Genomic DNA, 18614 nt, shown 5'->3' on the forward strand with positions numbered 1-18614 from the left:
AATATATTCCCATATATGCTTTAATATGATATATCTTACTATATACTATCTGTTACTTTCTCTTTGATTATTTAAAAATTTTGTAGCATGATTGCTACCAAGACTTTGAACAATATATTCAATTTCAACTCACTACTTAAACTAACAAAAAATCGCACCTACTTATGGTACGATTCCTCTCTTTATGTCTCAACTTAACGTTTTTAATTCTTCCATTAAATATGAAATTGCCTCTTCCTTTGTTTCAGGTTTATCATGTCCCAGAACATAAGTATTAAAATCAATTTCTTTAATTAGCTCAATAAAACACCCTAACTTATCCTTATCATATTGGCCATTATTATCATAGTGATCTTCACAATCTGCATCGCCAATAAACATCACTTTTTCTTCGGGTACATAAATCAATACCGAATCTTCTGAATGAGGTGCTTCAATTTCAGTTATCTCGCAATAAATACCACCCAAATCAATTTTTAAACTTCCGCTAAATTCTATATCTGCAGAAGCTACTTTTATATCTTGTCTGTTTGAATACTCCAATTTAATACATTTGTCACACATTTCAATATCTTTACCTGTTTCAAGTCTACTTTTCATATCATCATCAGACCATTGCCATGTTGCAACTTCTTTCAATTTATTATTTGTCAAATGTCCAGCAATTGTCTTTCCTACTACTGAATGCATGCCAAATGTATGATCCCAATGCCAATGGGTAATCACTGTATAATCTGGTAATTTCAAACCTGCATTATTTAATTCACAATAAAATTTTTCTACATGTTTAGATGAATTACCTGCATCGATAGCCAATGAATATTTATCTCCTTTGATATATCCAATAACTGGTCTATCAGTTTCTTCTTCTGCAGGTAAGTAATAAATTCTATTAGATATTTTTTTTAATTCCATAAACTAATTTCCTCTTCTTTCTTACTTATTCAAAAGTATTTTATATTTAGTTAGGTATAATAGCAGTTGAGGCATATCTACGTGTAATTAATATAAATAAACTTTAATTATCTTATTTGAAATTTATGATATACATACTTACATTTTATAGCATAATATCCACACGAACAATATTATTTATATGTTTATTTTCTTATCTCCTAAGCTTAAAACATACCTCAATATTTTATGTTCTATAAATAACAGCAGGTATAGTCTTATTATCAGTTGTCAATCACATCATCAAAGCTTGGAATAAGTAATTTATCGAAAGTGCATGTAAGAACCGTTGTGGTAGCTTTTTTTATCTTTAGTTCAATTTCATCAATTCCTCTGGCTCTAATAAATATAATAAGAACATCATCTTTATTTGTAGTTCTTACAGTAATATACCCTCTGTCACTTAAATAATAAAGAGCTGCAATTATCTCACACTTATTTCTACCTGAGATTTTGTATTCTTGTCTTGTAATATCTGCATAATTGCAAATACAAAACAATTTTTCATATAATTCAAGTAAAATTTGAACTCTAATTAAATCTTTTTCTATCTGAACCATAATTTAAACACCTACCTTTGGTTAAGCCACTGATTGAAGGTTAGTTTGGACCATTCACCTGCTGGCTCAGGAACATATCCAGGATTTAATGGAACCTCATGAATAATTGGTCCAATTGGCATAATTGGAGGCCCAATATTAATTGGCCCTTCTACGAAACCAAGACTCCCCACCACAGGTCCACTAGTACTCCAAGCCACAATCCTCCCATCTCTATCTAAAAGATTGGTACCTCTTAATTCGCCAATCCATACTCTAGTCTTCGTTGCCCAAATATAATTGTAATAAGCATATGCTACCCATTTTAAATCTTTATCAAATACATTACTATGTTCTACTAACCACCCAACAAAATTAGCCTTTTTATCATATAATGGATCCATCTTAAGACTCATTAACTGTACCTCCAGTCTTTTCTTTTTTATCAATAACAGGTATTAGCAAATCCTCAAATATGTTTGAAGCTACTAATTTACCAGTTTCAATAAGATAATTTTCCACTTCTTCCATGCCACGCCCTAAAACATAAGCAGAAACTGTTTTGTCTCTTGCTATGTTAAAAAAAATCCATCTTCTATAGAATAAGAAATAAAGAGCTGCAATTATTTCAATTCTACAATCATTTGGAATCTCATAATTAATTCTATTGCATACTTCATAGCCATAGGTAAAGAAGTCCCTATATAATTGAAATAGTAAGCTATATCTAAGCAATCTACGTTCTTCAAGTATTAATAAATCCATAAAACACCTCATACAATTTATATTTCTTTGAAGCGGATTTATATATAATATGCATCATATATAATTTATTGCACTAAATCCAACATGTAATTATTAATACATCATAAATCAATAATTATCCATAAATTTACTTTGCCTATAATTACTTTAACCGAATCTTTACTATCAAGCCTATTTTATTTTTGCTAAAAACACAAAATAACATCCATTTTCAGGATGTTATTTTATATATTTACCTTATTTTATAATTCTTTATTCCTTATTTCATTACTGATTCTTTCTATTAAAAATTCTAATTTAAAAGTTCCTTCATCTCCATTTTTTCTACTACGTAGTGAAATTGTATTTTCTTTTTCTTCCTTTTCTCCTACAACAATAATATAAGGTATTCTTTCATTTCTAGCTTCTCTTATTTTATAGCCTATCTTTTCATCTCTATAGTCCATTTCAACTCTTATTCCATTTTCACTTAGCTTCTTTTTAATACTCTCTGAATACTCATTGAATTTATTTGATATAGGCAGTACCTTTACTTGAACCGGAGCAAGCCATGTTGGAAACTTTCCTGCAAAGTGTTCAATTAATATACCTAAAAATCTTTCTATACTTCCATATATTACTCTATGAATAACTATTGGTCTACGTTTCTCATTATCACTTCCAATATACTCTAATTCAAACCTTTGAGGTAATTGAAAATCTAATTGAATTGTTCCACATTGCCATGTTCTTCCTATACTATCCTCAAGATGAAAATCTATCTTAGGACCATAAAATGCTCCATCACCTTCATTTATTTTATAGTCTAAACTTAATTCATCTAAAGCCCCTTTTAAGGAGTCTTCTGCTAATTCCCAGTCTTCATCACTTCCCATGGAATTATCTGGTCTTGTAGAAAGCTCAAGATTATACTTAAATCCAAATTTCGAATAAACTTTATCAATGAGCTCTATTACCCCTTTAATTTCTGATTTTATTTGATTTGGTAACATAAATATATGAGCATCATCCTGTGTAAAAGCTCTTACTCTCATAAGTCCATGTAATGCTCCTGAAAGTTCATGTCTATGAACTCTACCAAGTTCACCTACTCTCATTGGAAAATCTCTATAGGAATGAGCTTCAGATTTATATACTAACATTCCTCCTGGACAATTCATTGGCTTTAATGCAAATTCCTCATCATCAATAATTGAAGTATACATATTCTCTTTATAATGATCCCAGTGCCCAGAAACTTCCCATAATCTTTTATTAAGCATTATTGGAGTCTCGATCTCAACATAACCTGCTTCTGCATGCAAAGTCCTCCAAAAATCAATTAAAGTGTTTTTAAGAACTACTCCTTTAGGTAAGAAAAATGGAAATCCTACGCCTTCATCAACAAAGTTAAATAATTTTAGTTCTTTGCCTAATTTTCTGTGATCCCTTTTTTTAGCCTCCTCTACATTATGCAAATGAGTTTCAAGTAATGTATTATTTGCAAAGGCAACACCATATATTCTCTGTAGCATCTTATTTTTTTCATTGCCTCTCCAATATGCTCCAGCTACACTTGTTAGTTTAAAAGCTTTTACATACTTTGTAGATGGTATATGAGGTCCTCTACAAAGATCAATAAACTCTCCCTGCTTATATAGGGAAATTTTCTCTCCTTCTGGTAAGTCTCTTATAAGTTCAACTTTATAAGTTTCCCCTTTTTCCTCCATTAGCTTAATTGCGTCTTCTGTAGAAACATCTATTCTCTCAAATTTTAAATTTTCTTTAATTATGTTATTCATTTCTATTTCAATCTTATCTATATCTTCAGCAGATAAGGGACTTTCAATATCAAAATCATAATAATAACCATTTTTTATGGAAGGTCCTATAGCAAGTTTCGAATTAATATTAATTCTTTTTACTGCTTGAGCCATAATATGTGCAGTTGAATGTCTAATTACCTCAACAGCATTTTCATCATCATAGGTTAAAATATTTACCTGGTCATTATCTTTTAATTTACAACTTAAATCAACCAAGGTTCCATTTACTTCACCTACTATTGCTGATTTAGCTAAATTTTTACTAATTGAACTTGCAAGATCATAAACATTAGAATCATCACAAATTTCTTTTATTGAACCATCTTTAAGTTTTATACTTATCACACTTATCCCCTCCTTAACAAAATTTATTGAATTAGTTATTATACGACAAAAAAGCATCCGTCCCACCTTGGGACGAATGCATAACATCCATGGTTCCACCCAAATTGAATTAAAATAACTCAATTCATCTCAAATTTTATAACGGTATTTACCGATGGCATTTTACTAATATTAGCTAATCAGCCATAACTCTAGGGTTAGTTTTCTTATAGTCATATTTAGGAATGCTTACAGTCGGTGACACTCCCTCTCTATAAATTGTACTCTATAATACTCGTCCCTTTCATTGTTCATTTTATTTTTAATTTTAAAGAGCTCTGTGCACTTCCTCTTATTGAAAACAATACTATCACTTTTGCAATATGTTGTAAAGAGTTTTCTTACTATTTTGATAAATTTGTTTTTAATTCCTTTAACCTTAGTAACAATTCATTATATTCTTCATCCAGTGCTACTACATCATCCTTTTTTGATGGCATGGATAACCTTCCAATAACTTCTGAAAGACGATTTTGCAATATGAAAATTTCATTTTCAATTTCTTCTTTATCATTATACTTATATTTATTTTTGCTTTCTAAATACTCATTATAATTACCTTTAAACATCTTAATTTTATGATTTTCTATAGTCATTATATTGTCTGCAATAGATTCTACAAATCTTCTATCGTGGGATACAAACAATAAAGTGCTATAATAATCTTTAAGTACATTTTCTACAACCTCAAGAGAGTTTATATCCATATAATTAGTGGGCTCATCTAATATAAGAAGATTTATATTTTGTAATAGCATTTTTGCAAAGGATACTTTAACTCGTTCTCCTCCACTTAATACACTTACTTTTTTATAAATATCTTCTCTTTTAAATAATAATCTTGCTAGTAGTATCCTAGCGAAAGTTTCATCATGTATACTACTTTCCATTACATTTTCTATAATAGTATAATTTTCTTTTAAAATGTCTATAGCTTGACTAAAGTACCCTATATTTGCTCCTTTAGCAATTCTAATGGATTTATCATTGTCCATTATCATCTTTATTAAAGTACTTTTTCCACATCCATTAGGACCAATGAGTGCTACCTTTGAGGTGTTATATATGCTAAATTCAGCATTATCTAGTATCATCTTCTTGTCAAATGCCTTAGTTATATTTTTACCCTCTATAACTATTTTACTATGGAGCTTATTTGAATCCTCAATGTCTAGCTTTATGGTAACTTGTTCTTTAGGTTTTTCTTTAACTTCAAGGTGTTCTATTCTCTTTTCAATATTTTTAACCGCTCTTTCAATGTTCGCCTTGGCCTTTTGTCCTCCCATCTTGTGAAGCCTAGCCTCGGAATTTCCCATTCGTTTAGGAGCCGTTTTTATACTTTCTACCTTTTGTTTTGCATCACTAATTACACTTTTGAGTCGCTTCTTTTCCTTTATATACTCCTCATATTCAAACTCATCTCTTTCTCTCTCCTTGACTTTCTGAGCAGCATAATCACTATAATTACCGTTATAAATTTTTATTCTGCCATACTCTATTTCTAAAATCTTATTGCATAATCCATCTAAGAAGTTTCTATCATGAGATATAAGGACTAATGCTCCCTTATATTTTTTAAAACTTTTTTCCATAAGCTCAATGCCATCTATATCCATATTGCTAGTAGGCTCATCTGCAAATATCAACATACTATTCTGGCTTAGGGCGTGAGCAAGTTTAAATCTAGTCTTTTCTCCTCCACTCATGCTCTCATTCCAAATACTTTCTACATTAAATCTAGAAGCCATTTCATTGGTTATTGATGTACTTTCTGGTCCTTCTAACTGTGATATATATGAGTATGTTCCATATAACTTAACATTGCCTTCATCTGACTGCAATCTTTGGCACAATATATTAATTAATGTAGTTTTACCTACTCCATTTATACCTACAATACCTATTATATCCTGAGAATAAACTTTTAAACTTTCTATATCCAAGATGGATCTATCACCAAAACTTTTTTTAATATTACTACATTCAACTAATAACATAAAATCCCCTCCTTAATAACCTGGAGAGGATAGCATCGCAACTAATAATAATCTTTAACATACACTGAATAAACCCTTAAAATATATACAAAAATATTAGTATATATTAGGATTAAAAGCATCATTAAGATTAAAAAACATTATATTGACAAAATATCAACAGTTACAAAAATACTATCCACTCACAAAATCAAATAAAATGCATAACAACAAAGCCTTTCTTTAGGCCTCATTCTAATTTTGATTTCTCATAAATAAAAGTGAATTATATTCTCATGTCTGCAAATACCTTGCCTTTCTTAAAATTGAGTTTTAAACTACTCAATGATAATTATATAAATAACTCATGTGTATGTCAATTTATTTAACTCCAAACCTATCTCTACAATCTATATGAAAATATCTCCAAAATATATTTATATTCATGTATAATATATATTAGTTAATATATATTTGTATTTATAGTACTAACAAATTAAAAATTAAATCTCAAAACATAAAAATATAAAAGGAGTCAGCTATGTTAAAATATAAATGTTTAGTCCTTGATCATGACGATACCGTTGTTAGAAGTACACCTGAAATACATTTTCCAGTGTTCAAAAATACATTGTCTAAACTTCGTCCAAATACAGAAATAACTCTCGATGAATTTATGATGTACTGCTTTGATCCTGGCTTTAATTCTTTATGCTTTGATATTCTGAAGTTTACATCTGAGGAAATGGAATATCAACTTACTACATGGAATGAGTATGTACAATATAACATACCAGCCTTCTATACTGGATTCGAAAGAATTATTCAAAGACAAAAAGAAGAAGGTGGACTAGTTTGCGTTGTCTCTCATTCTTACAGTGAAAATATAAATCGTGATTATTTAGAGAATTGTAGTCTCGCTCCAGACATGATTTTCGGATGGGAACGCTGTGAAGAAGAGCGTAAGCCTAATCCATATCCTCTTCAGGAAATTATGCGTAAATATAACCTTAAACCTAACGAACTTATAATGATTGATGATTTGAAGCCAGGCTTTGATATGGCAAAAAGATGTAATGTAGATTTTGCTAGTGCTGGATGGTCACACACAAATAGCTTAATTATAGAATTTATGAAAAAAAACTGTGATTATTATTTTAATAAGGTTGAGGAACTTGAAAAGTTTTTATTTGAATAACATTAATCCAAAAGTCAATGAATAGATATCTCTTTCCAGAAGGTGTACATGGAACTTTTTTTCAATAATGTATTATAATAAAATAATAAATATCTCTGCCAAATAACTATGGCAGAAGTATTTATTTTGCTACTATCTAAGTAGAATTTTACTCACTCCCTCAACAGCTTTTTATGCGTCTTTTTACTACGTTTGGTTCCAAAATTGCTTGCCTTCTTTTACCTGTTGATTTATACAAAACAGTAATGTTTTTACTTATGCGTTCATACATCCTTACAAAAAATAAAATTTACTAAAATCCACACAATTAACCCCTAACTTCTTATCCTCAATAATATTATTATTCATATTTATCCAACTCTTACATTTATCAATGATAATTGCATCACTAGATACTACATTTTCTTTTGTTTCTAATATACTATCCACATTGTTAATAATCTCTACATCCACTTTAAATTGTAAATTTTCTAGTAATTCTAAGATTCTCATTTTCAGTCTCCCTGAATTTGAAACTGGTTTATCTAAATAGAATATAGCTTTATTAACTTTATATTGTCCTAATCTTTCACCTAGTAGTTTAATTGCTATATCTGTTTTATCTATAACTGAATATGTACCCCGAAGTCCTGCTAAATCTCTTATTGTACCATCCATTGACTTTATAATTAGTGAATTAGAAAGTGCAACTTCTAGAGTTATTATTGTATTAAAGCCATCTATGTTTATTGTTTTCCCAGATAAAGAATCAGTAACTTCTTTAGATTTTCTATTTGTAACATCTTCACTTTTAGAAATTCCCCTCACTAATGCAAGCCTCTGCCTTTCAGATAAAAGATAGTGATTTCCTATAAAAGTTGATGCTCCCTTTATGTTATATCCCCTATTTAATAGAAACAAAAGCTCTTCTCCTGCCTTTTGTAATTTACATCTGTATTCATCTCCAAATTCCTTTTCATCCCTTGGGACATATCCTCTTCTAGTAGTTTTACTCAATATCTTCACCTTACTTTCAACAGTAATATATTTCGTGTTATTACCTTGCAATGGCCTTTTCTACTACCTTTCTTTTTCACCATTCATTATGCTCCACATTATAAGGATTATTCATCTCATTTGTATGGAATCTATTAAATTGATAAATACTTTAATATGTGTTACTATTAGGCGTTGAATAAAGGATGAAAGGTATGAGTAAATGAATTTTAAAGAATTAGGAATTAGTACAAATATAATAGATATATTAAATAAGTCTGGGATAAAAGATCCAACTGATATTCAAAGAGAAAGTATTCCATATATTAAAGATGGAAAAGACCTTATAGCTGAAGCTCAAACTGGCACAGGTAAAACTTTAGCATTTCTATTGCCCATTTTTGAAAATATTAATCCGAACCTTGATGCTACACAAGTGTTAATACTGACTCCAACCCGTGAGTTAGCCATTCAAATTACTAACGAGGCCTCTAAATTAGCTGAGAGCGTAAACATAAATATTTTAGCTGCTTATGGTGGAAAAGATATAGGTTCCCAATTAAATAAGCTTAAGGGAAGCATTCACTTAATAATAGCTACCCCTGGAAGACTTCTTGACCATCTTGAGAGAAAATCAATCAATTTATCTAAGCTTAAAACCTTTGTTCTTGATGAGGCAGATCAAATGCTACTTATGGGTTTTAAAAATGAAGTAGAAAATATAATTAAGCATACCCCTAAAAACCATCAAACATTATGTTTTTCTGCTACTATGGATTCTTCTGTTAAAAAACTTGCTTATAGATATATGAAAGATCCTATTGTGGTGTCTGTAAAAAAAGAAAGCATAACTCTTTCTACTATAAATCAAGAAATCGTTGAAACTACCGATCGATTAAAGCAAGATTCCCTCTTCAAAGCTCTTGAAGAAGATAACCCATTTATGGCAATAATCTTCTGCAGAACTAAAAGAAGAGCCGATGCTCTTGAAATGGCTATGGGTAAAAGAAAATTTAATTGCGAGAAAATTCATAGCGATGTTCCTCAAAATAAAAGAGAAAGAATCATGAAGTCCTTTAGAAATGCGGATATTCAATATCTAATTGCAACGGATGTAGCTGCAAGAGGTATTGATATTTCTGGTATTACTCACATATATAACTATGACATTCCAGAATCTCCAGAAAGCTATATTCATAGAATTGGTAGAACAGCTAGAGCTGGTGAAAGTGGCTATACTTGCTGTTTTATGGATCCCAAAGATACCTATTTACTTGAAAAAATTGAAGAAAAAATAGGATTTAAAATTTCTAGAAGAAATATAGATTTAGTGTAACTTGAAGTTTAACATGATATAAAATAATAAGGTACTAGGGGATTTATTTCCCTCAGTACCTAGTTTAAATATAAAATCCTTATTTTAAAGTCTTACTTCTAAGTATTACTTCATCATATATTTGTCCAATTTCCTTCCTTTGCTTTATTGCCTCTAAAAAATATCCTTCATCATACAGTTGTTTTCCCAGCAAAACACCTTCTCTACAATAGGTTCTCCATTAGTTCAATACTTCTTCTAATCTCTTATGATTTCTTGAATACTCATAAGCAGATTGTAGACAAATATGCTGACAAGCCAAACAATCATATAAGGTGTGATGGGCAGTTATAGGAATCCTAATACACACTTGTGAAACAAGCCCTAAATATCTTTGATAAAGTTTCAAATGGTATTACCTGGTTATCAAATACTTGTAGTGCGCCTTTTGGTGTAATTTTATATTCTAATAACTCATCTTTATATTGAAATACTTCATCCACAAAAATATTTATATGATCATTGAATACGCGAATAACAATAGTTGTTCTATCTATATAGAAACATGGAACTTTAGTCCACATTTTTTCCTTTATATCAGGAACTATATCATGAATTATATTTCTAATAGACTCCAATCGTTTTTCTTTTTCCACTCCATAACTTGCAAAATAATCTGAAACTTCTTTACATTTAATCCCCATAATTTCCTCCCACTTTTATACTTAATAATTTAACTATAGAGTATACTCACACTGTCAAAGTAATTTTTCATATAATCTAAACCAATTCAACCCATAGTTTCCAAGCCCTAAATCAACAGTATCAATATATTTAAAACCACATTTTTCATATAGCTTAATTGCAGGTATATTACCTTCATAGACATCCAATCTAATTGATTTAACCTGTGACTTAATACTATGCTCAATAGCAAAATCCATTAACGCTTTACCTACACCACATTTGAAAAACTTTGGGTGTACTACAAATGTATATACTACAAAAACATCTGAATAATCAGACTTAAATCCCCATTCTGCATTATAATATGCAGGTTCAGGCTCATGGCTTAAAATAATAGAACCAACTATTTTATTATTATGCTTTGCTACATAAAGATTTCCATGTTTAACTCCATCAATTGCATTTTGCCGTACAGGATATATCCCTTTTTTCCATCCAGGATAGTTTACTCCTTCTGCTAAATGGTCATTTAAATCGTTATAAAGCTGTTCTAACTCATCAAAATCATCAGCTTGTCCTATTTCAAAAACTATATCCATATATGTACCCCTCCAATTAACTTAAATTTATCTTCATTAGTCACTATATCCAATTAACCATTCTTCTCTCAAAATTGCATAATGAACAACATCATATAAAATACCTTTTACTTTTACTTCCTGTATGCCAGTTCCTTCATATCTCATACCACATTTTTGCATAACACGACCAGAGCCCTCATTTCCTATGTAGTGCGTAGCTTCAACACGATTCAATTCTAGTTTTGAAAAAGAAAAGTCTAATATTAGATTTAAAGCCTCTGACATATAACCCTTATTCCAATAACCTCTATTCAAAACATAACCAAAACTCGCTTTATTATCTTCAATATATGGTCTTAAATCAATGCATCCAATACATTTTTCTTCTTCTTCTAATTCAATTGCAAAAACTCCACTTTTATCAATATAGTATGTTTTCACAACGTCCTCTATTTCTGATATATCCTTATATGAAGGCCATGTTAAATATTTTGTTACAACATCATCACTGGCATATAAAAAAACATCATCTATATCATCCATAGTGAATGGTCTTAAAATTAACCTCTTTGATTTTAAGAATAAATTTTCTCTTAAAATTTCATTGTAATCAACCACGTTCTACACCTCACTTAAATATTCTTCCTACATCTAGTAATCAATCTCCTTCATTAATTTCAACAAATTCTCTGTTATATTTGTTTTTAAATCACCATATTTTTCATCTGAATATTCATACTGACTACCATATCTTTGTTCCTTTGGATAAAAATAAGATGGTCTGCACTTATTCTCTTCAGGTTCCCAATCATAACGAGCTTCAATATGCGCATGTAAATAGTGATCTAAATTCATCAAAATAGAGTAATTAATTCTTAATGGATTACATGCTTTTATAATGGCGTCTCCTATTAATGTCATATCAGTTAAATATTGAGTTCTTTCTTCTAGAGATAATTCATTTAATGAACTCGCTCTCGGATATCCAAGAAGAACACAATATCCAGGCAGAAATTGATTATCTCCTATAACAGCAAAGCCGCTTTTCATTTTTACCATTACTGTAGGATTTTCATCTCTTTCTGCAGAACCAATTCTATCACTTTTCCAACTATTCATAATATATTTCCTCCATATGTTATAAATAAAAATTATTTACTCTATAAACTTTTATTTGTAACCTTTTCTACTTTATACCTTTAACAACAAACTCATGTTCACGTTCTTTTATAAAACCTACCTTTTCATATAAAAACCTTGCTGAATTTCCTTCAACTACCCAAAGTGCCACTGTTGTATATCCTTTATCTAACAATCTATTAACAGCATAGCTTAACAATGCTTTTCCATACCCTTTATGCTGATGCTCTACTCCTACTGCAAGTGAATCTATTTCATTAGCTTCAAGTCTAACAGCTGCTACTATTTCATCATTTTTACGTAACAGAAATATATTTTCTGCATTTTCTTTATACTGATTTCTCTCTTCCTCACTTGGTAGGCTCAATGTAGAATCTAAACCCACAGATAAACGCATTTTATGAAATGATTCACTGAAAATTTTTTGACATTCATGATAATACTTATCTTCATAATTTATAATTTCATCATTATCTACCGCCAATTTACTGCCATTATAAGTCATAAAATTAGATGTAAACCAATAGTTATACCCATTTTTATACAAAAATGTTTTTTCAACATCACTAACTCTAAAATCACAAACTATTTCCTCAACTCCAACATTTCTCATTGTATCCTCTAAGTGCTTTAACAAGGCAGTTCCAATACCTTTTTTTCTTTTTGCTGGTTTCACATAAAAAGTCATACTAGTCTTTTTACTTGCTTCAGTAAATATACCTACACCAACCACTTCAGATGCAACTATAACAATGCTCCCATACTGAGGCCATCTATTTAAGCAGTTAATTACATCATTTCTTACAAAATCATCATCTGAAATAAGTTTATTTACTTCATCTTTATATTCATACTTATACTCTTTAATACATAAGTTCATAATTAAATATATCCTCCAAATCATTTATCATAAAGATATTGCTACTATATACCCATTTCTATTCTGCTATTCTTCATTTAAATCCCAATAATTCCTTTATTTTAATAGAACATTTTTACCATCCTTTATATATACGCTAAAAACTTTAATATTCCTCTTTTTATAAAGTTATACTTTATTTTACATGGATATCTATTTATCTTATGAGCAAATCAAACAAATTTAAACAAAAATAAACTTCAGAAGAGCACTATCTCCTCTGAAGTTTATTTACTTATGTTTACTATTAAATTAAACTTTATAAAACTAAGACTTTCCTAACCAAGTTATAATCCCTTAGATTCACAGCATTTTTTATACTTTTTACCACTACCACATGGGCAAGGATCGTTTCTTCCAACTCTTACCTTTTCTATGTTAACTCTATTAGAATTATTTTTCTCTGCTTCTGTATACCCATTATATTTCCAAGCTGGGATTTTCCTACAAACATCATCTATTGCATTAATTATTTCACTTTCCAAAAATTCTGGTACAGATAGATGATCAAGAGCCTTCTTAATTAGTTCTTCTTTACCTTCTAATTGATATGTTTCATATGTAAACTCCAGTAATTGTTCTATACCATCTCCTGGTATATCATAGTTATCCTTAATAACTTTTATAAATTTTTTATAGTTATTTTTATCACCTATGTAATCTCTTCTACTAGCCTTAAGCAACTCTGTTTTTGTAAGTTGTTTGTAGTCATCTGTTAATCCTTGTAATTTTAGAGCTTCCAACTCCTGTATATCGCATAAAAAACCATTTAACCCAAAACTATCTTCATAGATATACTCAGCACAAGTTTTTTCTCCCATAGCTAAAATTTTCTCTACTTCTTCTAATGGTAAATCTATCTTTACATCCTCAGGTAATCTTTCCATAAATTCTTTTGCAGAAATCCCACCATAATAGTAAAGCATACCTCTAAATAACTTTATTATTTCATCATTCTTCTCTATAGACTTCTTGTCTATTTGCGGTATAACTTTAAGAAACTGCTCTGGTGCACAAAGATATAATTTATCATCACTTTCAGCAATATATAACATTCCCATTTCTTGCATAAATATAGAGTTTTCGGACTCATCCATATGTCCACTTATAGGAATAATTCCATTATTTTTTAGTACTTTTTGTAAAGAAATATAACAATCACTATCTACATATTTCAATACTTTTAAGATTGCATCTTCATAATTAATGGCAATTTTATCAATCAAATCATCTTTTTTATCAGCTGACTTATATTCAATGTTTAATTCATTCATTATCTCTTTTAAAGTATCCTTGGTTTCCACTTTTAGAAGTTCCTTTAAATCTTTAGAACACTCTCTTTTCAATGCACTCTTAGCTGTCCTTTGAATTCTTTTAAGGATAATTTCATCTACTAACCCTGCAATTTCAGTATCTACATCTTCTAAATATTTTTCATTCTTTAAGTCATTAGCTTCATGTTCTAGGATGTTTGTTTCATTAGTAGTTTCATCCGTAACTTTTTTTTCACAGAAATAAGATTTTTCTTTCATTGTTCCCTCCTGATTTATCTTTATGTTTCAAAAACTATTGTACTATAATTATTTATTAATTTCTATTGAAGTAAAATAGTTAATTCCTTATTTAATAAATTATAACATAAGACAATGATACTTTTAATATCATTGTCTTATGTTATAATATTAAATTAAATGCTCTCATATGTGACAATATGTTCAACAGTATCACTAATACATGTTAGTTTCTCTGCAAAGAAGCTAGGAAAAGCTAAATAATCCCTCAATTTTTCAATAGGTAGCCAATGCATATATTCACGACCACCCAGGGAATAACTATTGCTATTGAGTTCTTGACTTCCTCTTGGCTTCATTAAAAAGTAAAAGGCTATTTCATGACATTTTAACCCTTCTAATGATCCAGTACCATGAAAAAAGTTCTCATGAATAAAAACTAATCTTTCAATCTCGTATTCTACGCCTGTTTCTTCAAAAACCTCTCTTCTTACTGCATCTTCTGCCTTTTCTCCAAGATGTACACCTCCCCCAACGGAGTAATAATAATCATCTACTTCATTTTTAGCAAAAAGTACTTGTCCATTTTCTATTATAATCGCTGCTGCTCTATATCTAAACCATCCATCTTCTTTTTCAAATCCACAATCCATTTTAAACCTCCAATTAAAATTTATTTATCTTTTCCATCTAATTTCGTTTTTATATCATTAAGTTTTTCTATAATAATCATTGAACATACTATTATTATTGCAGCTAATATCCCTATTCCAGAATCTCCACCAAATAGCACTGTAACAAAATAGTATACTAATAATCCTATAAAACCATAGACTATATATAGCATGTTTATCCTCCTTTATATACTAGATAATACATTATAACCCACAAATTAATCATAAACCAATAAAAGTAAAGATAAAATAAAAAATTCTTACTTCGTTAATTCTTCCTACTAAAACATGAAAACCTCCCAAACCCGCATGAATAAAGCAACTATTTAAATAGTTATATATTTTAATAGTTTCCTATATACCTATGTAAATAGTTTTCTATATACCTATTTTCCTATTTTAATGAAAATCCAAATACATTCTTTAGTTTTATATATTATATTGCAGAAATTATTTTATAGCATAAGTGTTTATATAGCTAATAATAAATAAATGTTGAAAAATGAATTACAATAGCTTGGTATTTAAAGCTTAATAGAACTGTATTGGAAAATATGTTATACTATGTATATTAGTTAAACAGAATCAATAAATAATTCTAATGCATTCTGAGTGAATAGGAGTAATTTAAAATGAATTCATGGAAAAAATACAAGCACCTTATCATCGTATTGGGTATACTTTTATGGATTTTAGCTAAACTTATTGGAATTCAGCAATGGGATAGTGCCATATTAATGATAACCATTCTATTGTATAGTATTGATGATATTATTGGATATGCAAAAAAAAATGGCATTAAAAAATTTGCTATTTTGATTGGTGTATTTATAATTATATGCTTATTAACATCACTGATATTTATTAAAATATCCCTTAGCTTTCATTTATCACTAATTTCAAAAACAGCTATTATAGTTTTAGGATTAGTCATTGATTTATTTATCATAGGTTATACAATGAAGAAATTAGGAACAGCTATCTAATTTTTTAGAAAATTGAGCTAATGAAAACAACTAGCACTTAGCCATTAAACAATAAGAGCTGTCAGGGATGACAGCTCAATATAAATTTATACACATTTCTATTTACACTTGGTTAGTTTAGCTAGAAGCTCCAAGAAAATGATGGTTGTTTTGGGTATTGCTGTGATTTAACAATTCTTGCAATACCTATATATTCATGTGTATAACACTGACATTTATATTTATAACTAGAATTTTTACAATTATTCTTATTGTACGTTTTTTCCTTAAACATGATAATCCCCCCCTTTCATTAATGATCAAATTTTCTTGCCAATTACACAATATGAAAAATATGTTAAAAAGTTACTATAATAATTAAAGTAAATAATAATTGTCACTTATATGAGGAGGAATATAATGAAATTTTCGAGTCCATTAATAGTGGTTTCTGATATAGAAAAATCAAAGTTGTTTTATTATGAAGTGCTTGGATTAAAGGTTGTTGAGGATTTTGGTGAAAATGTGACTTTAACAGGAGGCATTGCATTACAAACAAAAGATTCGTGGTGTACTTTTATTCATAAAAAAGATAATGAAATTGTATTTGGAGGAAATGACACAGAATTATACTTTGAAGAAGATAATTTTGATTGCTTTATTCAAAGGCTTAATAACATGACAGATATTAATTATGTACATTCCATAGTAGAACATTCTTGGGGGCAGCGTGTTGTTCGTTTTTACGACCCTGACAATCATATTATTGAAGTTGGTGAAAATATGATCATTGTTGTCAGAAGATTCTTGAATAATGGCTTATCAATTAAGGAAATTGCTATTAGAATGGATGTACCAGTTGATTATGTAAACTTTTGCCTAAAGTAGATTATGCCTATAGTAAGTTGATTTTAAGCTTTTTTCAAAGGCTCTTCAATAAATAAAAATGCCGTATTATTCATAATGAATAAGCGGTATTCTTATTTCCAAATTTAAATAATTCAGTATTAATATTTTCTTTCATATCATTTAGAATTTCATTATTTCTGTTCCAAATAAGTAAAAAAACTATTATTTTCTTAAAAATAAGTCTTTCCTCTTTAACCCATTTCCTTTAATAGATTGCCTCCATCCCATTTCTGCAGCAAACTTATAGGCAACCCTTGGAAAATTTGCTGTTATAAATATATTATCTTCTGAGGTGGATTTTAAAATATTGTTTGCAATTTGGTTTATAGCTTTTTTTAAGTTTTTCTTAGGTCCATTACCAATAGGTACATTTTTTAAGGATGGGAGCATGCCGCCTGCACCAATTCCAAGCCCTTGTCCCCACTGAAGTCCTGCTTTTATACACCAATTTTCCATAATTTCAATTGCTAATTTATTCTGATGACCTTCATAAAATCCACAATTCACCAAAGAATAAACTTTAATCTCTTTTTCATTTACAGCTTGAAAATAATTTTCTAATTTTGTAAGGCAATTTAGCAAATGAGATGGAATTCCATCTACATATAGAGGAAACGCAAATACTAAATCATCACATTCTACTAGATTCTCCATTTCCTTTATACTCAATTGTGGCTTTCTAAAGTGATATTCTATAATCGTATTATCTTGCTTACTTAAAAAAACTTTCAACTCTTGTAAGATGCAATCAGAGGCACTATCTTTAATTTTAGGGCTTCCATTAATAAGAGCTATTTTCATAGTATCTCATCCTCCATTTTCTCAATGCTGTTAACAAATGAAATACTACTAACATGACAATCCAAATTAATAGAATTTGCTTTCACCAATTTTTCACTAGTTTGTTTTTCTTTTTTAGTTATATTCTCACCATAAAACCAAACCCTCATATCCATACGATTTTTATATCTTCTTCGATGATGCATTTCTCCATTTCTTATTACAAAATAGGGATGGATATAAGAAATGCTTCGGTCTAATACATTTTTTACGAAGGGACTAAATCCACCATAACAACATTTACTAATAAGAATGACCTCTTGACACTTTGACCAATACTCTCCCATATCACCATATTTATCTCGTATTACACAAGCTGCTGGTGTCTTTATCCAGCACCCAAAACATCCAATACAATGATGTATAGTTCCATCATCTGAAATAACCATTGTATCATCTAATTGATTAGGAAATATCTTTTTAAAATCCTTACTTTCTAAATCATGTATCAATAACTTCATTTTACAATGTTCCTTT

The 18614-nt window shown here is 29.3% G+C and carries 22 protein-coding genes and 1 other annotated feature; of the genes, 4 read left to right on the top strand and 18 right to left on the bottom strand.

All coding sequences use genetic code 11. The annotated features are described in order from the left end of the window. Positions 1-189: 189 nt before the first annotated feature. From IO99_RS11370 to abc-f, 6 genes are all read right to left on the bottom strand, one after another. Entirely contained in the window at positions 190-915 is a 726-nt protein-coding gene (locus IO99_RS11370) for an MBL fold metallo-hydrolase (RefSeq protein ID WP_035133493.1), read from the bottom strand. Between the two features lie 263 nt (positions 916-1178). Then, on the bottom strand, positions 1179-1514 hold the full coding sequence (locus tag IO99_RS11375) for a hypothetical protein (RefSeq protein WP_035133495.1): 336 nt from the start codon (positions 1512-1514) through the stop codon (positions 1179-1181). A gap of 11 nt (positions 1515-1525) precedes the next feature. Beyond that, a complete protein-coding gene (locus IO99_RS11380; RefSeq protein WP_035133497.1) occupies positions 1526-1909 on the bottom strand; it encodes a 4-fold beta flower protein in 384 nt (127 codons plus the stop codon). After that, the gene (locus tag IO99_RS11385) at positions 1899-2258 is read right to left on the bottom strand and encodes a hypothetical protein (protein ID WP_035133499.1); all 360 of its coding nucleotides are present in this window, start codon (positions 2256-2258) and stop codon (positions 1899-1901) included. The genes IO99_RS11380 and IO99_RS11385 overlap by 11 nt, the downstream gene beginning before the upstream one ends. Before the next feature lie 242 nt (positions 2259-2500). Then, positions 2501-4408, bottom strand: a complete 1908-nt coding sequence (gene thrS, locus IO99_RS11390; protein ID WP_035133501.1) for a threonine--tRNA ligase — start codon at positions 4406-4408, stop codon at positions 2501-2503. Between the two features lie 65 nt (positions 4409-4473). Continuing rightward, positions 4474-4704 (bottom strand) — a binding site (T-box leader). 87 nt (positions 4705-4791) lie between these two features. Further along, a complete protein-coding gene (gene abc-f / locus IO99_RS11395) occupies positions 4792-6444 on the bottom strand; it encodes a ribosomal protection-like ABC-F family protein (RefSeq protein WP_035133503.1) in 1653 nt (550 codons plus the stop codon). A 520-nt stretch (positions 6445-6964) separates the two neighbouring features. Between abc-f and IO99_RS11400 the strand changes: the two genes are divergently transcribed. After that, positions 6965-7621 (top strand): HAD family hydrolase, encoded by a 657-nt coding sequence (locus IO99_RS11400; RefSeq protein WP_035133505.1) that lies wholly within the window; start codon positions 6965-6967, stop codon positions 7619-7621. Positions 7622-7894: 273 nt separating this feature from the next. Here IO99_RS11400 and IO99_RS11405 read toward each other — a convergent pair whose 3' ends face one another. Beyond that, on the bottom strand, positions 7895-8617 hold the full coding sequence (locus IO99_RS11405; protein ID WP_035133507.1) for a DUF434 domain-containing protein: 723 nt from the start codon (positions 8615-8617) through the stop codon (positions 7895-7897). A gap of 202 nt (positions 8618-8819) precedes the next feature. Here IO99_RS11405 and IO99_RS11410 point away from each other — a divergent pair, with 202 nt between their 5' ends. Continuing rightward, positions 8820-9932 (top strand): DEAD/DEAH box helicase, encoded by a 1113-nt coding sequence (locus IO99_RS11410; protein ID WP_035133510.1) that lies wholly within the window; start codon positions 8820-8822, stop codon positions 9930-9932. A gap of 338 nt (positions 9933-10270) precedes the next feature. Here IO99_RS11410 and IO99_RS11415 read toward each other — a convergent pair whose 3' ends face one another. The 8 genes from IO99_RS11415 to IO99_RS19070 form a co-directional block, all read right to left on the bottom strand. Further along, positions 10271-10615, bottom strand: a complete 345-nt coding sequence (locus tag IO99_RS11415) for a DUF1801 domain-containing protein (RefSeq protein ID WP_035133512.1) — start codon at positions 10613-10615, stop codon at positions 10271-10273. A gap of 54 nt (positions 10616-10669) precedes the next feature. After that, positions 10670-11197: a GNAT family N-acetyltransferase gene (locus tag IO99_RS11420; RefSeq protein WP_035133514.1), complete on the bottom strand. Its 528-nt coding sequence runs from the start codon at positions 11195-11197 to the stop codon at positions 10670-10672. Positions 11198-11233: 36 nt separating this feature from the next. Continuing rightward, positions 11234-11797 carry a GNAT family N-acetyltransferase gene (locus tag IO99_RS11425; RefSeq protein WP_051824066.1) on the bottom strand — a complete coding sequence of 188 codons (564 nt, stop codon included), beginning with the start codon at positions 11795-11797 and terminating at the stop codon, positions 11234-11236. A 33-nt stretch (positions 11798-11830) separates the two neighbouring features. Then, positions 11831-12298 (bottom strand): HIT family protein, encoded by a 468-nt coding sequence (locus tag IO99_RS11430; protein WP_035133516.1) that lies wholly within the window; start codon positions 12296-12298, stop codon positions 11831-11833. Between the two features lie 67 nt (positions 12299-12365). Beyond that, positions 12366-13199, bottom strand: a complete 834-nt coding sequence (locus IO99_RS11435; RefSeq protein ID WP_035133518.1) for a GNAT family N-acetyltransferase — start codon at positions 13197-13199, stop codon at positions 12366-12368. A gap of 326 nt (positions 13200-13525) precedes the next feature. Next, positions 13526-14770, bottom strand: a complete 1245-nt coding sequence (locus tag IO99_RS11440) for an SEC-C metal-binding domain-containing protein (RefSeq protein WP_035133520.1) — start codon at positions 14768-14770, stop codon at positions 13526-13528. 155 nt (positions 14771-14925) lie between these two features. After that, positions 14926-15402 carry an NUDIX hydrolase gene (locus IO99_RS11445; protein ID WP_035133521.1) on the bottom strand — a complete coding sequence of 159 codons (477 nt, stop codon included), beginning with the start codon at positions 15400-15402 and terminating at the stop codon, positions 14926-14928. A 20-nt stretch (positions 15403-15422) separates the two neighbouring features. After that, entirely contained in the window at positions 15423-15596 is a 174-nt protein-coding gene (locus IO99_RS19070; protein ID WP_156964341.1) for a hypothetical protein, read from the bottom strand. Positions 15597-16055: 459 nt separating this feature from the next. Between IO99_RS19070 and IO99_RS11450 the strand changes: the two genes are divergently transcribed. Further along, a complete protein-coding gene (locus IO99_RS11450) occupies positions 16056-16409 on the top strand; it encodes a hypothetical protein (RefSeq protein ID WP_035133524.1) in 354 nt (117 codons plus the stop codon). Between the two features lie 121 nt (positions 16410-16530). Here IO99_RS11450 and IO99_RS19075 read toward each other — a convergent pair whose 3' ends face one another. After that, the gene (locus tag IO99_RS19075) at positions 16531-16683 is read right to left on the bottom strand and encodes a hypothetical protein (protein ID WP_156964342.1); all 153 of its coding nucleotides are present in this window, start codon (positions 16681-16683) and stop codon (positions 16531-16533) included. Between the two features lie 125 nt (positions 16684-16808). Here IO99_RS19075 and IO99_RS11455 point away from each other — a divergent pair, with 125 nt between their 5' ends. Continuing rightward, positions 16809-17276, top strand: a complete 468-nt coding sequence (locus tag IO99_RS11455) for a VOC family protein (RefSeq protein ID WP_035133526.1) — start codon at positions 16809-16811, stop codon at positions 17274-17276. A gap of 183 nt (positions 17277-17459) precedes the next feature. Here IO99_RS11455 and IO99_RS11460 read toward each other — a convergent pair whose 3' ends face one another. Both IO99_RS11460 and IO99_RS11465 read right to left on the bottom strand, forming a co-directional pair. Then, the gene (locus IO99_RS11460) at positions 17460-18098 is read right to left on the bottom strand and encodes an NADPH-dependent FMN reductase family protein (protein WP_035133528.1); all 639 of its coding nucleotides are present in this window, start codon (positions 18096-18098) and stop codon (positions 17460-17462) included. Further along, complete coding sequence (locus IO99_RS11465) at positions 18095-18598, bottom strand: flavodoxin family protein (RefSeq protein ID WP_035133530.1); 504 nt, start codon at positions 18596-18598, stop codon at positions 18095-18097. Before IO99_RS11465 ends, IO99_RS11460 begins: the two co-directional genes overlap by 4 nt. Positions 18599-18614 lie beyond the last annotated feature (16 nt).

The organism is Clostridium sulfidigenes, from assembly GCF_000732635.1.
In the GTDB taxonomy this organism is placed as follows: Bacteria; Bacillota; Clostridia; order Clostridiales; family Clostridiaceae; genus Clostridium_J; species Clostridium_J sulfidigenes.

What these genes read in the sequence shown, in the direction of transcription:
- IO99_RS11370 (WP_035133493.1), bottom strand. Translation starts at nt 915, where the DNA reads ATGGAATTAAAAAAAATATCTAATAGAATTTATTACTTACCTGCAGAA.
- IO99_RS11375 (WP_035133495.1), bottom strand. Translation starts at nt 1,514, where the DNA reads ATGGTTCAGATAGAAAAAGATTTAATTAGAGTTCAAATTTTACTTGAA.
- IO99_RS11380 (WP_035133497.1), bottom strand. Translation starts at nt 1,909, where the DNA reads ATGAGTCTTAAGATGGATCCATTATATGATAAAAAGGCTAATTTTGTT.
- IO99_RS11385 (WP_035133499.1), bottom strand. Translation starts at nt 2,258, where the DNA reads ATGGATTTATTAATACTTGAAGAACGTAGATTGCTTAGATATAGCTTA.
- abc-f (WP_035133503.1), bottom strand. Translation starts at nt 6,444, where the DNA reads ATGTTATTAGTTGAATGTAGTAATATTAAAAAAAGTTTTGGTGATAGA.
- IO99_RS11400 (WP_035133505.1), top strand. Translation starts at nt 6,965, where the DNA reads ATGTTAAAATATAAATGTTTAGTCCTTGATCATGACGATACCGTTGTT.
- IO99_RS11410 (WP_035133510.1), top strand. Translation starts at nt 8,820, where the DNA reads ATGAATTTTAAAGAATTAGGAATTAGTACAAATATAATAGATATATTA.
- IO99_RS11415 (WP_035133512.1), bottom strand. Translation starts at nt 10,615, where the DNA reads ATGGGGATTAAATGTAAAGAAGTTTCAGATTATTTTGCAAGTTATGGA.
- IO99_RS11420 (WP_035133514.1), bottom strand. Translation starts at nt 11,197, where the DNA reads ATGGATATAGTTTTTGAAATAGGACAAGCTGATGATTTTGATGAGTTA.
- IO99_RS11430 (WP_035133516.1), bottom strand. Translation starts at nt 12,298, where the DNA reads ATGAATAGTTGGAAAAGTGATAGAATTGGTTCTGCAGAAAGAGATGAA.
- IO99_RS11435 (WP_035133518.1), bottom strand. Translation starts at nt 13,199, where the DNA reads ATGAACTTATGTATTAAAGAGTATAAGTATGAATATAAAGATGAAGTA.
- IO99_RS11440 (WP_035133520.1), bottom strand. Translation starts at nt 14,770, where the DNA reads ATGAAAGAAAAATCTTATTTCTGTGAAAAAAAAGTTACGGATGAAACT.
- IO99_RS11445 (WP_035133521.1), bottom strand. Translation starts at nt 15,402, where the DNA reads ATGGATTGTGGATTTGAAAAAGAAGATGGATGGTTTAGATATAGAGCA.
- IO99_RS19070 (WP_156964341.1), bottom strand. Translation starts at nt 15,596, where the DNA reads ATGCTATATATAGTCTATGGTTTTATAGGATTATTAGTATACTATTTT.
- IO99_RS11450 (WP_035133524.1), top strand. Translation starts at nt 16,056, where the DNA reads ATGAATTCATGGAAAAAATACAAGCACCTTATCATCGTATTGGGTATA.
- IO99_RS19075 (WP_156964342.1), bottom strand. Translation starts at nt 16,683, where the DNA reads ATGTTTAAGGAAAAAACGTACAATAAGAATAATTGTAAAAATTCTAGT.
- IO99_RS11455 (WP_035133526.1), top strand. Translation starts at nt 16,809, where the DNA reads ATGAAATTTTCGAGTCCATTAATAGTGGTTTCTGATATAGAAAAATCA.
- IO99_RS11460 (WP_035133528.1), bottom strand. Translation starts at nt 18,098, where the DNA reads ATGAAAATAGCTCTTATTAATGGAAGCCCTAAAATTAAAGATAGTGCC.
- IO99_RS11465 (WP_035133530.1), bottom strand. Translation starts at nt 18,598, where the DNA reads ATGAAGTTATTGATACATGATTTAGAAAGTAAGGATTTTAAAAAGATA.